We start from the raw sequence: 14,644 nt of genomic DNA, 5'->3' as shown, positions 1-14,644 counted from the left end.
CTCCTGAAACGGGGACCAATATTCTTTTGGAGAGCCACAGTTTCTAAAAACTAGAGATGCTGAATCTCTGAACATTAGAGCATTTATTCCTATAGAAGAAGGTATTGAAGTCCTGTTATCAGAAACAACATATTTTAATGGGTTTAATATCCCTGAGTTTACAGAAGAAGTAAAGAGTTGGTTCCCTGCCGAGATAATTGAAGACTTAACAATTAAAGGTCACGTTGCTGTTTTGCACCAGCCTGACCCAGAGGTTTGTGAGTTACAAATCATTACGGAAGAAAAGCTATTCACTGTAGCTGGGGCCGACAAAGAAACACTTATTAACATTGCTGAACAAATTAACTTTAAATAGAAGAAGTAATAGGCACAGGTTAGGAGAATTATAATCTAGTCGCCTCTACAGTACACCATCCCGTCTCAAAAGTGGCTCAATTCATCTGCGATAATGAACTATCTTATGCTTTCTTTAAAGAACCATATTGCTATTTTTCAAAAAAAAGACGCCTGTATAAAATACAGGCGTCTTCTACGTATATTTGTGGCGAAGAATTATGTGTTCACATTCACATGTATTGCATTCCTCGTCTTACACAAATCAGCTCATCGCTTTGTTATTATAGCATGAATGTGAATTTGAAGCCACTTAAGTTGAGAACTTTGTTAGAATTGCTTTAAAGCTAAAGAAGAATTAGTGGAGAAAGTACTTATTCTGGAGGTGAAAAAATGAAAATAAGATTAGCTGATAAAGAAGAATATCGATATATTGAAGATTTTGTATATGAGGTATTTAACAACACTAATTATTCTCAAGGAATAACTGAAAAAGCTTTAGTTAAAGAGATTCGAGAAAAACCATTTTACATTCCCCATCTAGATTTAGTTGTTGAGGAAGATGGTTTGATCATTGGACACTTTATCCTTTCAAAGCTTGCAATTAGTAATAAGTATGAAAACGAGATATTGATGCTATCACCAGTTTCAGTAGCAGTCACTCATCAACGTCAGGGTGTTGGTACGTATATGTTACAGGAAGGTATTAAATTAGCTGCTTAAATGGAATATAAGGAAATAATTGTGGAAGGAGATCCTTGTTACTACCAACGGCTTCGGATTTAGGACATCAACTGAATTTGGTACATGCTTCCACGAAAAACCTACCACCTTCTGAAGAGAATTTGATGGCGATTGAATTACGCCAAAATAGCTTGAGTAATATTGCGGGTGAAGTAGATTATTCGATGTATGATGCCCTAAGACATTGATCAGTAATAGCGAGGATAAAAGGGTTCAATAGATTATTGTAATATTTTTTAAGGGGAGGAATTTACGTGGAGATTGGAAATGAATATTTGAAGGTGGTAATAACAAGGTTTAATAATGTTAAAAGCCTTGGAGACAAGACAATAAATCAATTATCGGCAAAGGAAATACATTGGAATTATAATAGCGAATCCACCAGCGTAGCCATAATAGTAAAGCATTTAAGTGGAAATATGGTTTCGCGGTGGACTGACTTTTTAACCTCTGATGGAGAAAAAGAATATAGAAATCGTGATGAAGAATTTATAAATGATATAACAACGAAAGACGAGTTAATTGCCGTTTGGGAAAAAGGTTGGAAAGCCCTCCTGGAGACACTAACGGATTTAAGTGAGCAAGATCTATTAAAGAAAATATATATTCGAGGAGAAAAGCATTTAGTCTTAGAGGCTATTGAAAGGCAAATGGCCCATTACGCATATCATGTCGGGCAAATTGTTTATATTGGTAAACAACTAAAGGAACATAATTGGAAAAGTCTCAGCATTCCAAAAGGGAAATCGGAAGACTATTTAAAGGACATGCTTAAAAAGCATCAAGATAAATAGGTCGATGAGAAAAGCTCATGTTGCAAAGTTGAACTTAAAGTACAGACGCAAGAGTTAAGAAGGCGATCAGTTTAAATTGACCGTCTTTTCTTATGCAATTTTTTTGAGTTATCCTGCTCGGGAGTATCGGACATATGAGTTTTGGAGTAAAAGAGATATTAGAAAATCCCCAAGCAAGTTTAAAAAACACCAACAGTATTTTGACAGAATTGAAGGAAAGAAAGTCAAATAAAGTATTGTAAACCCTAGAGTGATGAGCATCACAATCAGACTAGAAAAAGCGATAGGAAAGGTTGTATAGCCTGCCTGTTCATAGCCAACCATTCCCCAAAAAACTCACTAAAATTTTAAATCCCGACAATTCTGATCAAGTTTATTGACTTTAAAACTAGTAACAGCTAAAATAACACTTACTTGACTGACTGATCAATCAAGAGGAGGTGGATTACATTACTACACAAGATCAAGGATCTGAACGAAGAGAGCAAATCTTAGAGGTTGCCTTAAAACAGTTTTCTGATGATGGCTATCATAAGACAAAAGTATCGGATATTGTGAAGGCTGCTGGTGTCGCGCAAGGTACTTTCTATTGGTATTTTAAAAGTAAAGAGGCTATCGCTTTAGAAATTATACATAAAAAGGAAGCCGATTTGATTGCCGTAGTTTCACAGGGATATAGGGAGTCGAAAGTAACGGTCCAGGAAGTGGTACAAGCATCAGAAAAATTATTTGAGGACTTCTTTGCTTTCTCTCAAGAAAATAAATATTTCATGCGGCTTCTTTTAAAAGGGATGGAAACAGAGGAATCTGTCCAATCTGCCATCCTTGAAACAAGGATAAAGCTTGAGGTCGCTTTTCAAAAAAATATTGAAAGAGCAGCTGAACTCGGTATTCTGCCACAAAAGGATCCAATGGTACAGTCTGCACTTTTGGTAAGTCTTTTAGAAGGAATGTTGGAGAGATGGTTATTTAACCCACAACAAGGTTATTCTAAATTACAAAGTCAAAGTGCAAAACAACTAGCCAAGGATGTCGTTCAATTTGAATTTTTTGGGTTACTAGGAATTTAATTAAATTTTAAAAAGGGTGGTTAATTATGATGAAGAAAAAATCGTTTTTACTAGGTATATTGCTTGCAGTGTTTGCTATTATGCTAACGGCTTGTGGGTCAGATGCAGATAAACAAGAGGGAGAAGAGTCACAAGGGACAAATACAGAAGGATCATCATTACTAAATCAAATTAAAGAAGAAGGCAAATTAAAAGTAGGTTTGATGGGTACCTATAAACCGTATAACTTCATTAATGAAGATCAGGAAATGGACGGATTCGATGCGGATATCGCCAAAGAGGTTGCCAATCGTTTAGGTGTTGGCGTTGAGTTTGTTGCACAAGAATTTTCCGGAATGATTGCAGGGTTACAATCTGAAAAATTTGATGTGGTTATTAGTCAAATGACCATTACAGATGAAAGAAAAGAACAAATGGACTTCTCAGATCCTTATATCACCAATCAAGTTAAAGTTATTGTGAAAGAGGATAATGATTCCATTACGTCAGTGGAAGATTTCAAGGGGAAAAACATCGGAGTTGGTTTAGGGACAAACGATGAAACCTACTTAAGAACAGAACTTATGCCTGAGGTTGGAGACTTTACTATTATGACCTATGATGATGTGGTTACAACACTAAAAGATCTTGATACAGGGCGTATTGATGCGACAATAAATAATATTTACGCTATAACTCCAGTTGTAGAACAAAATGGTTTTAAAATTAAAGCTGTCGGTGAGCCAATTAAATCAGACCAAGCTGGAATTGCTACGCGTAAAGGGAATGAAGAACTTATAGCGGAATTAAATAGTATTTTAGCGGAGATGAAAGAAGATGGAACGTATAATGAAATCTTTGTAAAATGGTTTGGGGAAGAGCCTCAAGCGTAAGAGAAAGGAATTTTAAAAATGGATATTGTCATTGATCATTTGCCATTTTTGTTCCAAGGAGCATACTATACACTTCTGATCACAGTTATTTCCATGTTATTTGGCTCCATAATAGCTGCGATCGTTGCGGTTGCAAGACTTAAAGGGGCGCCGCCAATTAGGTGGATTGCTAGAGCGTATGTATCCATTATTCGGGGAACCCCGACCTTGGTTCAGATTATTATTGTTTATTATGGCCTTGTGGATTTTGGAATTAGGCTGCAGCCATTACCGGCTGCAATTATTGCCCTTAGTATAAGCATTGGGGCATACCTTTCAGAAACTTTACGAGGTGCGCTACAATCCATTCCAAAAGGACAGATGGAAGCTGCATATGCGTCTGGCCTAACGCCTGTACAAACAATGCGACGTATTATCTTTCCACAAGCAATACGAATTGCAATTCCACCGGCGGGTAATACGTTCATTGGTATGTTAAAAGAAACATCTCTCGTTTCTGTCATTACCGTTACGGAATTGTTGCGATCCGCGCAACTATTAATTGCGCAGTACTATGTCTACATGCCGTTTTATCTATCGATTGCACTCATGTATTGGATCATGAGTACAGGCTTTTCTTTCTTATTAGAAAGATGGGAAAAGAAGCTATCCATTTATGTATAAGTTGGGGTTGTATATATGATAACAATAAAACATTTATCGAAGCGTTTTGAAAAACTAGAAGTACTGAAGGACATTAATTTAGAAGTGGAAAACGGCGAAGTTATCACAATTCTTGGACCAAGTGGTTCAGGGAAAAGTACACTTTTAAGATGTCTAAACGGATTAGAAGACATGACAAGTGGCGAAATTGTAGTAGCAGGATCGACGGTGAACACGGATGATAGTAAGAAAAAGCAATTAAATGCATACCGTCAGATCAGGTTGCATAGTGGGATGGTGTTTCAACAGTTTAACCTATATCCACATAAAACCGTATTGGGAAATGTGATTGAAGCTTTGCTAACGGTTAGGAAATGGTCAAAGGAAAAAGCCACTAAAAAGGGTGAAGCTTTACTAGAAAGAGTGGGCCTGTCTGAAAAACGGGATGTATATCCATCGCGATTATCTGGTGGTCAACAGCAGCGGGTGGCAATTGCACGTGCTTTGGCTGTTGAACCAGAAGTGATGTTGTTTGATGAACCTACATCCGCGTTAGACCCTGAATTGGTTGGCGAGGTGTTAGCAGTTATAAAGGAACTTGCTAAAGAAGGAATGACCATGGTTATTGTGACGCATGAAATTGAATTTGCGCGTGAGGTGGCTGATCGTGTCATTTTTATGGATGAAGGAGTGGTTGTGGAACAAGGTACTCCAGATTCATTTTTCAACCAACCTAAAACAGAGAGAGCGAGAAAGTTTTTAAATAAAATGTAGGCCGATTATTTAATCCAAGAAGGGAATGTCAGCAATGAAGATACAAACAAAATGGAATGGTCAACGAGCTTTCACAGCAGTAGGCGATTCTGGATATGAACTCAACATGGACGCTACGGAAGTTTATGGTGGCGAAGGAAAAGGTGTAACACCTACTGAAATGTTGCTCGCATCCGTTGCAGGCTGCATCGGGATTGATGTAACCATGATACTAAAACCGCATCTTGATGCAATTACAAATATCGAGATCGAAACAGATGGAACGCGAAAAGAAGACTTACCTAAAGGATTTACTGCCATTGCTGTAACCTTTACGGTTGACGGTGATATTGATGCCAAGAAGGTATGGAGAGCCATTAATTTAGGGAAGCAGAAGTATTGTGCTGTTTCAGACTCATTAAAAGCTGACATTTCATTCCGCCTCATGTTGAATGGTGAAGAAGCGGAGAATATCTATCAAAATTAAAATATAAATAAAGGCTTCAAAAAGGGAAAACGTCTGTATACATACAGGCGTTTTCTTTATATATTTGTGGGAACGTATAATCATTATTGGGTGAACAAGCAACTGTATAGCGCTTGAATTTTAAACAGGGAGATCATTTATTGATCTCCTTTTCTTATGCAAAAATTTTAAAAATGATTTTTGAATATTATGTTAGTATTGAACTAAATATATTTACTTAAATAAACGGCAGGTTAGTGGATAGAGGTGTTTAAGGATCTTTTACAGCACTAATACCGTTTACTGGATGTCAGGAAGCCTGGCGACTATGATGAGCATGATAAACTGCAGAATTTATAATTGATTAAAAAAATGGATCATTTGTATTGTAAGGAGGAATTCAAAATGAACAGTAAAACTGTTATTGCACTAATAGGAAGTGTTTTTATTACTGTAGTGGGGCTATATCGATTATTCTCTGAGTCGCTTTCTTCAACTCCTTTATTTATAGCATATCTATTCATTATTACCGGATTAATGGGGGTATGCGCTAATGGAATAAAGTTATTCAAATATAAAAAGATCTAAAGCTTAAGTGATTATAGTAAATTCTCATATAAATATGTTCAAGGAGGAAATGTAATGGATACTGCACCAAAACATATAATTGCGGTTTCTGCTAATGTTACTAACGAAAAAGGAGAAACTCTCTTAGTTAAGACACATTTACGGTCTGATACTTGGGAAGCTCCGGGAGGACAGGTTGAAGAAGGAGAACCTCTTGATAAAGCAGTATGTAGAGAAATATTAGAGGAAACGGGAATAGTTATCTCGCTTTTGGGAGTAACAGGTTCGTATTACAATGCCACATACCACTTATTGTCTGTTGTGTTTAAAGCGAAATATATTACTGGGGACATAAAAGTTCAACCTGAAGAAATTAAAGATGCTAGATTTATAAAGCTTACAGAGGAAAATATAGATCAATACATAACTCGTCCACATATGAAATCCCGCACAATCGATTGTTTAAATGCTACAAGTTTCATACCTTATGAAACTTGGGAGGTAAATCCTTATAACTTAGTAGGTAGATTATCTTAATACAACTATCGGTGCTTTAGTAAGTGAATAGTACGATAGTAATTACTCTTGCTATCAACTAATAAGTCAGGGGGTATGACAATGAGAAGAGTCCTAACAGCATTACTATCTACTATTCTGTTCGCAATAATATATTCTTGGATTTTCTATGTTCCTAGTTCACAACAGGAACCGAATGTTTATTACTTTGGCTTTTTAGAAATAAGTGTTTTTGTGATTATTTACACGGCTCCAGCTTATTTTCTTGTAGGAATACTTGTTTCGATATTAATTGATAAGTTAGTCGGAAATGTTGATAGAAATTCAAAATGGAAACTTTACTTTATTCAGTTAGGTTTGTATTCTTTGGCTGGTATACTAGTCGGATTTATATATCTTATAATATTTTCCAATAGTATATATCTAGTGGAAGTTATTTACTTCTCATTATTCGGATTTGCTGCATCTAATTTATACTTTCACCTATTGTTGTTGGTACGGAAAATTATAAGGGGAAGATAAGGTCAATAGTGGTAGTATCCACTACAGAGCTTGACCAGACAGTCGGACTGGGACATAGTTTATCTTCGTCTAATTGATTTAGAAAAAGGGTGGTTTGCCATGTACGGTTCAGCGAACAAATCTTGGCCACAGCGATTAACGATTATTGCATATGAGTGTGTTTTCATTGTCCTCGTCTACTGGTTCTTATTTTTAGCCGGTAATGAAGTCTTGCATTTGCCCGAAGGTGATTTTCAGAGAAGAGTGCTGCTGTTCGGTTTTTGTCTGGTCGTCTTTTTAAGGATGAGTTTTATGGTAGTTTATTTGTTGAAACGAGGAATTACATGGAGAGAAACAGTAAGTGTCTCTTTTGCCTTCGCTCTCTATTATATTGTTTTTTCCCTGTTAGGAGGAACCAACGACCAGCCCTTGGATTGGATAGACGGAATTGCTGTATTTATATTTCTTGCAGGTTCAATAATTAATACAATGTCTGAGGTGTTAAGGAATCAATGGAAAAAAGATAACCGAAATAAAGGAAAACTCTATTCTGGGGGATTATACAGGTATGCGATCCATATCAATTATTTCGGAGATTTCGTGTGGGTAAGCGGTTTTGCATTGCTGACAAGAAATGCATGGGCAGGGCTGATACCCATCTTTCTATTCTTCATGTTTGTTTTCTTTAATATCCCGGAGCATGATCGATACTTAAGGGGGAAATACGGCAGGGATTTTGTAAAGTATGAGCAGACGACGAAGAAGTTCATTCCGTATATATATTAAGCTGTGTACATACACATAAATACTTGTGCTTTAATTTTTATATAAATGTCTTAAATAGGACTAAATAGAGAGATAGAATTAGATAGGTGAAAGATGAGGTATTACTGGGATGTGTCATCATTGCCATGGCCTCAACGAATAGAGTTCTTGGTGCTGTAAACAATTAATAGAGGAGGGAAAGTCATGAGTTTAGACCAGCTTAGGGAATTTGTGGAGAAAAATAAAGAGGAATACTTAGAAACATTATTTACATTGTTACGCCAGAAAAGTATTAGTGCACAAAATATTGGGATGGAAGAAACGAGTGCCATGCTACTTAAGATGTTAGAAGATATCGGAATGGCCATCTCGGACGTCTCCGGATCTGGATGTCGTAAAGGTTGTCAAGGAGGCAGTCAAGGAAGCTTACCATGAGGAACCAGTTTTACAGCCTAGCCTAGGTGGTAGTTTACCAGATTATGTCTGGACCCAAATACTAGGAGTACCTTCTGTTATCGTTCCATATGCAAATTCTGATGAAGCAAACCATTCACCAAATGAAAATCTTAATGTAGATAATTTCTTCAAAGGGATAATTTGTACCTGTTCTGTGATTCGTTCATTAGGGGAGTAGTTGGATAGGGAAATGGGCACATTCAAGTCAGGAATAAATTAAAAGTCAGATTATTAATTGGTAACAGTGGCCTGTGCAGAATACCAAATTGAAAAACGGTTCCTCATTGTTATAAGGGACCGTTTTTTCTATGTGTAATTGGTTTAACATTGTAAATTGCATTTTCCAGACACTATTCCATTTAGATAATGACCTTTGAGGTAGTGCATCAATCGTAGATGACAGCTTTGCCTTGTTCTCGTAATTTTTTTAAGGATATAAGCATATGATTTAATTCTCATCGGAATGTCTATTCCAAGAACATAATTCAGCTACTATTTTCAAAGGCGATTTAGACCTATAGGAACGTGTTGGGTTTCCTGGGAATCTTTTATCCGTTACGTTTGGGTCATTTTCAAATTCACCTAATGGTTCTACTACGTAAATTCTTTCTTTTGACTTGGATGTTGCTAATTCAGCACCCCATTTAGCCGCATCTAAAGTAGCAGTGAAATATATATAGTTCGATTTTTTATCTTGATAATTTGATAAGTATTGCGGTTCCAAAAGATCTCCAATATTTAGTTCTGCTTTAGTACCATGAAAGAAAGGCCCATTATCTAAGACATCTTTTTTGTCATTCATACAGATACACCTCTAATTTTAGATTTGTATATAACAGTATAGAACAGGAAACTTGGAAAAAGTAGTCTATTAACAATTTATTATTCGTAATATGGGAAGTTATGGTGTGGATAATGTACTCAATCAATCTCGAATATGGTCTTTATGTGGTGAATTAAGCATGGAGTGTTAAACTGAACTGGGTTGAGAACTTATCTTATTTAGTTAGGTTAACACAAATTTAAAGTATTGAATGAAAAATACCTTACCATTTTCATTGAGTTCTCAATTGAATAAGACTAAAATAATTAGTAAGTAAGAATGATGCAAGGGGTGAAGCCTATGGAACTAAAAATGTTTTATCGTACACAAAGAGAATTGGCAATTGATCTAAACAAATTAGTTGATTTGTATTGGAAAGAAAAGATTAATGAGAAAGAACTAATAGAAGGAATAAAGAATTTGTATGAGAATAATGAGGAAAAACTATTAAAAAACAATCAATTTACAAAGGTCGTACAGCAGCAATGTGGTAAGAGACGTTTGGCTGTTGTGGGGAAAGTGTTAGAAAAAGAATAGGAAAATAGTCTTGTCTGAAAGGTTTGATTGTATGACAATAGAATTAGAATATTCTTCAAGTTTAAATGGAGCTTCCTTTTTGCTTTTTGAGTTTAAGCAGGTTTTAAAGCTGAAACAACTAGGCCATTCTAATCAGGATATAAGAAAAAAGGTAAAAGAGGAAAATCTATTTCAATTTAACAATCAAGGCAGAATCACTCGAACATTGCCCTCCGTGATGAAAAGAGCAGAAGTCATTGATGAGGTACTCATTTCTATCATACTAGAAGGTTCAATAGAAATAGGAAAAACCCTGAACCTATATGCCATCATGAAAACCGATCTGTTGTTTTTTGAATTCATGGATGAGGTTATTGGAGATAAACTACATAATAATGATTATCTACTGGAAAAAAAAGATCTTAATCTTTTCTTCACTGCTAAATCTGAGCAAAGTGAAAAGGTGGCCAGTTGGAGTGATATTAATATTGAAAAACTGAAAAGAGCTTATATGCAAGTATTGTATGAAAGCGGGTTGTTGAGGACGAGAAAAGGTAAAGAACTTAACAGGTTGATAATTGATGAACAGATAAAAAATCATCTTACTCATATTGGCGAGGAGCGTTATATACGTGCTATGGGTGAATAAAGAGGTGGATGTATGGCAAATTTGAGTGCTAGATTGGATCAGGTTATACCAAAAATAAAAGAAGATAAGTTCATTGAAGGTCGTGGTCTTGGTAATGAAATTAGTTTTTACGTATTTGATTATGATCCGCAAAACGAACTTGTAGTAAGGGATTATATCAAGCACATTAAAAAAGAGTTTGGTTATGAGGGGTCCAACCGAAGAATCATTGAATTTGATTTGTATAAGATGCTGCTAGACATTGCAAAAGATAGAAAGATCTTTGACCGTATTTTTGAAATGGAAGAACGTCAAGGTAAAGAACAATTGTTTAAAGCGATGACTACATTTGCTAAACCGGAAGTATTCTTGAGGAAAATACAGGAACAAATGGGTGGCTATAATGTGGTGTTCCTCACGGGAATAGGAAAGGTTTACCCGTTCGTTCGCTCTCATAATATTTTAAATAACCTACAAGAAGTTTTAGACAATATACCTGTAATCATGTTCTTCCCAGGAAAGTATGATGGACAATCCTTGCAGCTATTCGGGAAGTTTAAAGATGATAATTACTATCGAGCATTTCGATTAGTCGATTAAAAAGGGAAGAGGGGGATATAGATGAATATTAAAGATATGTTTCAAAAGGATATAGAGCGGGATATTCGTGGAGTCATTAAAGTAGCTCAACAGGATGAAGATAATAAATATCAAGAGTTAGATGAGTATGTTGTTACAAAGGAATTACAAAAGCACTTTTCTAAATTCTACGAGAACTACCAAAAAGGGATAAATGGTGTAACGGATAAGATGGGCGTTTGGATATCTGGATTCTTCGGTTCCGGTAAATCACACTTTTTAAAAATCCTTGCTTATTTGCTTGAAAACAAAGAGATAAATGGGAAACAAGCGATTGATTTCTTTGAAGATAAAGTTCAGGATCCACTCGTTTATGCGAATATGCAACGCACTGCCGACGTAGAAACAGAAACTATCTTGTTTAATATTGATTCAAAGGGTTCACTCGATAATAAATCCAAGGAAGATGCAATTCTCAGGGTGTTTATGAAGGTTTTTTATGAACATCGTGGCTATTACGGGGACATCCCCGGTGTGGCTGAGATGGAAAAGTACTTGGATAAACAGGGAGTCTATGAAGCCTTTAAAGGGGAATTTAAGGCATTAGCTGGTGAATCATGGGGAGAACGTCGTAATAGCTTCTATTTTGATGCAGATTTTGTTATTGGGGCTCTAACGAAAGTAACCGATATGACAGAAGAATCAGCACGAAACTGGTTTGAAAACGGGGTGAATAACTTCGAAATCAGTATTGAAAAGTTTGCGAAAGACGTTAATGAATACGTCAACGGAAAAGGCAAAAATTTTCATCTTATCTTTCTAGTGGATGAAATCGGGCAATACATTGGGGATAACCGTAATTTGATGCTGAACTTACAAACAGTATCGGAAGATTTGGGAACTCATTGTAACGGAAAAGTTTGGATAATGGTTACTTCCCAAGAAAGTATTGATAGCATTATCAAAGTCAAAGGGGATGACTTTTCCCGTATTCAAGGACGATTCGATACGAGACTTTCCCTATCATCCATTTCTGTTGATGAAGTTATTAAAAAGCGGATTCTTTTGAAAAAGGATTTTGCTAATGATAGATTGAAGCTCCTTTATCCTGAGAAAAGTGCAATTCTAAAAAACCTAATTAGTTTCCGTGAAAGTACAGCAGACTTGCGTGGCTTTGACAATGAGCAGGAATTTGCGGATGTGTACCCATTTATTCCATATCAGTTCAAACTCTTACAAAATGTGTTTGAACAAGTACGTAAACATGGTTCTTCTGGTAAGCATTTGTCTGAAGGGGAACGTTCGATGTTGTCAGCATTTAAAGAAGCTGGCCTGCAATATAAGGATGCTGAAGAAGGGACAGTCATACCATTTTATGCTTTCTACGATACAATTAAGGAATTCTTGAATCCATCCATTTCAAGGGTAATTGAAGGTGCTTATGAGAATCCAGCCTTAAAAGATGAAGACTTTAACATGAATCTATTAAAGGTTCTATTCATGATTAAATATGTGAAAGAACTACCAGCAAATCTTGATAATATTGCAACACTAATGGTTACGCACATTGATGAGGATAAGTTGCAACTAAAAGAAAAAATTAAGGTTTCTCTGAGAAAGCTCATCTCCCAAACATTGGTCCAGAAAAATGGAGATCATTATATCTTCTTAACCGATGATGAGCAAGACATTAATAGGGAAATTAAATCCATGAATATAGATGAGGATATTGTTAAACGGGAGTTAGCAAACTATATTTTCCAAGACCTTTTCGATGAGAAACGTTTCCGTTATTCCAGTGAATATGCCTTCACTTACAACCAGAAAATGGATGAGAAAAATTTTGGAAACCAGACATCTAATATTGGTATACAAATTCTCTCCCCATTATCGGATCACTATCATAAATCTGAACAAGAATTGATGATGATGACCCAAGATAGTGGCGAAATGATTATTAAAATGGGCGGAAATGAAGCGTACATCGAGGAAATTGGAGAGGCCTTACGAATAGAAGAATTCCGTAAGAAAACGAACATAACGCAACTTCCAGAAAGTATTCAAAATATCTTAAATAATAAACAGGCAGAGGTTCGTGAACGAAGAAGAAGAGTTCGTGAACTTTTGGAGGAAGCCATTAAAGACGGTACATTCTATATCAATGGTGATAAAGCGGATATTAAAGGGTCAACCGTACGGGAAAAGGTTAATGCCGCCTTTACCATGTTAGTCGATAATGTCTATACGAAACTTGGCTATATCAAAGAACATACAGAAAATGAAAGGGAATTAATTTCGATTCTAGCTGCAAACGATGAGCAAATGTCATTGGAAGACACATCAAAGGTAAACCCAAATGAATTGGCTAAGGGAGAAATATCGGATTTTATTAGTTTGCAAGATAATCTGAAAAAACAAGTTCGTGTAAGAATCTTATTTGACCGTTTTGGCGGGAAGCCTTATGGTTGGAAAACGCTTGATATAGCAGCGTTAATAGCTTATTTACTAAAAGACCAACGTATACGCATTCGTTATAATGCTGAATATCTGGAACCAGAAGAAAATGTAAACATGCTTATTACAGCATTTACCAAAACTGCGGATTCGGATAAGGCAATTGTGTTGAAGAGAGTAAAAGTAGATGAAAAGTTAATCAAAACAGCTAAAAGAGTTTGTAAAGATGTTTTCAATAAAACTGATTTGGCTGATGATGAAGACGGATTACTGAAGGACATACGGATCCTTGTTGAAAAACAAATTGACGAAATTAAGAGTTACAAGGCTCGTTATGAAGGTCGGAAGTATCCTGGCATGAGCTTGCTTGATAAAGGACTGGAATATTTTGAGCAGTTCCATAATGGCTTAGACAATGTATCTTACTTCAATAAGTTAAAGGAATTGGAAGATGATTTACTTGATTGGGAAGAGGATATTGTTTATGTTAAAAGTTTCTTCAGCACTGATCAAAAGAAAATTTTTGATGAGGCTTTAGCTGCCTTAAAGAAATATGAAGAAAATAATGCCTATCTATTTGGTGAAGAGATAGAGACCGTCATAGATAAGCTCCAGTCGATTGTTCAGGATCCGATTCCTTACAGAAAAATAAAAGATATTCCAGAACTTATTAACGCAATGGATGAACAAATAAATTCCGTGCTAAAAGAGAAGAAAGAAAATGCCCATAAAAAATTAAAAGAAGACAATACTTATTTATCATCATTGACATCACAATACGGTGTATCCAATGAAACAAAAGAACGGGTAGATCGGTACTATCAAGAACTTAATACAAATGTAGATACTTTTAATGATATTTTTAAAGTTGATGCAACGATTTCCCAAAGCACGAGCTTTAAAGAAAAAATGGAAAGAGATATTGACAGAGAAATTAAAGAATGGCAACGGAAAAAAGTAGAAGAAGAGAGAGAACGTACTGGTGGAAAAGTTGTTGAACATGTGGTTCCGACCATTCAAAAGCAACCTGTTAGGGTATCAAAATTGGTGAGTGTTAGAACCTTAACGACGGAGGATGAGGTTAATAACTATATCAATACCCTGGCAAATAAGTTAAAACAAATCATTAAAGAAAACAAACAAATCGAGTTTATCGAATAATGGG

18 protein-coding genes and 1 pseudogene are annotated in these 14,644 nt (G+C 35.8%); 18 read left to right on the top strand and 1 reads right to left on the bottom strand.

The genetic code is table 11. The annotated features are described in order from the left end of the window. Positions 1-232 precede the first annotated feature (232 nt). From AC6CHS_RS14995 to AC6CHS_RS14930, 14 genes are all read left to right on the top strand, one after another. A complete protein-coding gene (locus AC6CHS_RS14995) occupies positions 233-355 on the top strand; it encodes a hypothetical protein (RefSeq protein WP_498237289.1) in 123 nt (40 codons plus the stop codon). A gap of 371 nt (positions 356-726) precedes the next feature. Continuing rightward, entirely contained in the window at positions 727-1,056 is a 330-nt protein-coding gene (locus AC6CHS_RS14990) for a GNAT family N-acetyltransferase (protein ID WP_498237288.1), read from the top strand. A gap of 35 nt (positions 1,057-1,091) precedes the next feature. After that, the gene (locus AC6CHS_RS14985; RefSeq protein WP_498237286.1) at positions 1,092-1,265 is read left to right on the top strand and encodes a hypothetical protein; all 174 of its coding nucleotides are present in this window, start codon (positions 1,092-1,094) and stop codon (positions 1,263-1,265) included. Between the two features lie 66 nt (positions 1,266-1,331). After that, positions 1,332-1,871 carry a DUF1572 domain-containing protein gene (locus tag AC6CHS_RS14980; RefSeq protein WP_498237284.1) on the top strand — a complete coding sequence of 180 codons (540 nt, stop codon included), beginning with the start codon at positions 1,332-1,334 and terminating at the stop codon, positions 1,869-1,871. Positions 1,872-2,311: 440 nt separating this feature from the next. Continuing rightward, positions 2,312-2,941 carry a TetR/AcrR family transcriptional regulator gene (locus AC6CHS_RS14975; RefSeq protein WP_498237282.1) on the top strand — a complete coding sequence of 210 codons (630 nt, stop codon included), beginning with the start codon at positions 2,312-2,314 and terminating at the stop codon, positions 2,939-2,941. Between the two features lie 26 nt (positions 2,942-2,967). After that, positions 2,968-3,813 carry a transporter substrate-binding domain-containing protein gene (locus AC6CHS_RS14970; RefSeq protein ID WP_498237280.1) on the top strand — a complete coding sequence of 282 codons (846 nt, stop codon included), beginning with the start codon at positions 2,968-2,970 and terminating at the stop codon, positions 3,811-3,813. An 18-nt stretch (positions 3,814-3,831) separates the two neighbouring features. After that, positions 3,832-4,476 carry an amino acid ABC transporter permease gene (locus AC6CHS_RS14965; RefSeq protein WP_036574520.1) on the top strand — a complete coding sequence of 215 codons (645 nt, stop codon included), beginning with the start codon at positions 3,832-3,834 and terminating at the stop codon, positions 4,474-4,476. A 15-nt stretch (positions 4,477-4,491) separates the two neighbouring features. Then, complete coding sequence (locus AC6CHS_RS14960) at positions 4,492-5,229, top strand: amino acid ABC transporter ATP-binding protein (RefSeq protein ID WP_498237278.1); 738 nt, start codon at positions 4,492-4,494, stop codon at positions 5,227-5,229. 34 nt (positions 5,230-5,263) lie between these two features. Beyond that, complete coding sequence (locus AC6CHS_RS14955; protein WP_498237276.1) at positions 5,264-5,695, top strand: OsmC family protein; 432 nt, start codon at positions 5,264-5,266, stop codon at positions 5,693-5,695. A gap of 384 nt (positions 5,696-6,079) precedes the next feature. After that, positions 6,080-6,262, top strand: a complete 183-nt coding sequence (locus AC6CHS_RS14950) for a hypothetical protein (protein ID WP_498237274.1) — start codon at positions 6,080-6,082, stop codon at positions 6,260-6,262. Between the two features lie 54 nt (positions 6,263-6,316). Further along, entirely contained in the window at positions 6,317-6,778 is a 462-nt protein-coding gene (locus AC6CHS_RS14945; RefSeq protein ID WP_498237272.1) for an NUDIX hydrolase, read from the top strand. Positions 6,779-6,859: 81 nt separating this feature from the next. Further along, entirely contained in the window at positions 6,860-7,279 is a 420-nt protein-coding gene (locus tag AC6CHS_RS14940) for a hypothetical protein (RefSeq protein ID WP_498237271.1), read from the top strand. A 30-nt stretch (positions 7,280-7,309) separates the two neighbouring features. Further along, on the top strand, positions 7,310-8,044 hold the full coding sequence (locus tag AC6CHS_RS14935; RefSeq protein WP_498237270.1) for a DUF1295 domain-containing protein: 735 nt from the start codon (positions 7,310-7,312) through the stop codon (positions 8,042-8,044). Between the two features lie 183 nt (positions 8,045-8,227). Next, the gene (locus AC6CHS_RS14930) at positions 8,228-8,458 is read left to right on the top strand and encodes a hypothetical protein (RefSeq protein WP_498237268.1); all 231 of its coding nucleotides are present in this window, start codon (positions 8,228-8,230) and stop codon (positions 8,456-8,458) included. A 407-nt stretch (positions 8,459-8,865) separates the two neighbouring features. Here AC6CHS_RS14930 and arr read toward each other — a convergent pair. After that, a pseudogene (gene arr / locus AC6CHS_RS14925) lies at positions 8,866-9,281 on the bottom strand (NAD(+)--rifampin ADP-ribosyltransferase). 321 nt (positions 9,282-9,602) lie between these two features. Here arr and AC6CHS_RS14920 point away from each other — a divergent pair. The 4 genes from AC6CHS_RS14920 to brxC are packed head-to-tail and all read left to right on the top strand — an operon-like array spanning position 9,603 to position 14,640. Continuing rightward, positions 9,603-9,839 (top strand): TIGR04540 family protein, encoded by a 237-nt coding sequence (locus AC6CHS_RS14920; RefSeq protein WP_498237267.1) that lies wholly within the window; start codon positions 9,603-9,605, stop codon positions 9,837-9,839. Positions 9,840-9,870: 31 nt separating this feature from the next. Next, the gene (locus tag AC6CHS_RS14915; protein ID WP_498237266.1) at positions 9,871-10,467 is read left to right on the top strand and encodes a DUF1819 family protein; all 597 of its coding nucleotides are present in this window, start codon (positions 9,871-9,873) and stop codon (positions 10,465-10,467) included. 12 nt (positions 10,468-10,479) lie between these two features. Beyond that, positions 10,480-11,046, top strand: a complete 567-nt coding sequence (locus AC6CHS_RS14910; protein WP_498237265.1) for a DUF1788 domain-containing protein — start codon at positions 10,480-10,482, stop codon at positions 11,044-11,046. Between the two features lie 21 nt (positions 11,047-11,067). Next, positions 11,068-14,640, top strand: a complete 3,573-nt coding sequence (brxC, locus tag AC6CHS_RS14905; RefSeq protein WP_498237264.1) for a BREX system P-loop protein BrxC — start codon at positions 11,068-11,070, stop codon at positions 14,638-14,640. Positions 14,641-14,644: the final 4 nt, after the last annotated feature.

This window comes from Oceanobacillus sp. GQ8, from assembly GCF_059758495.1.
This window is presented reverse-complemented; position numbering and strand designations above follow the sequence as displayed.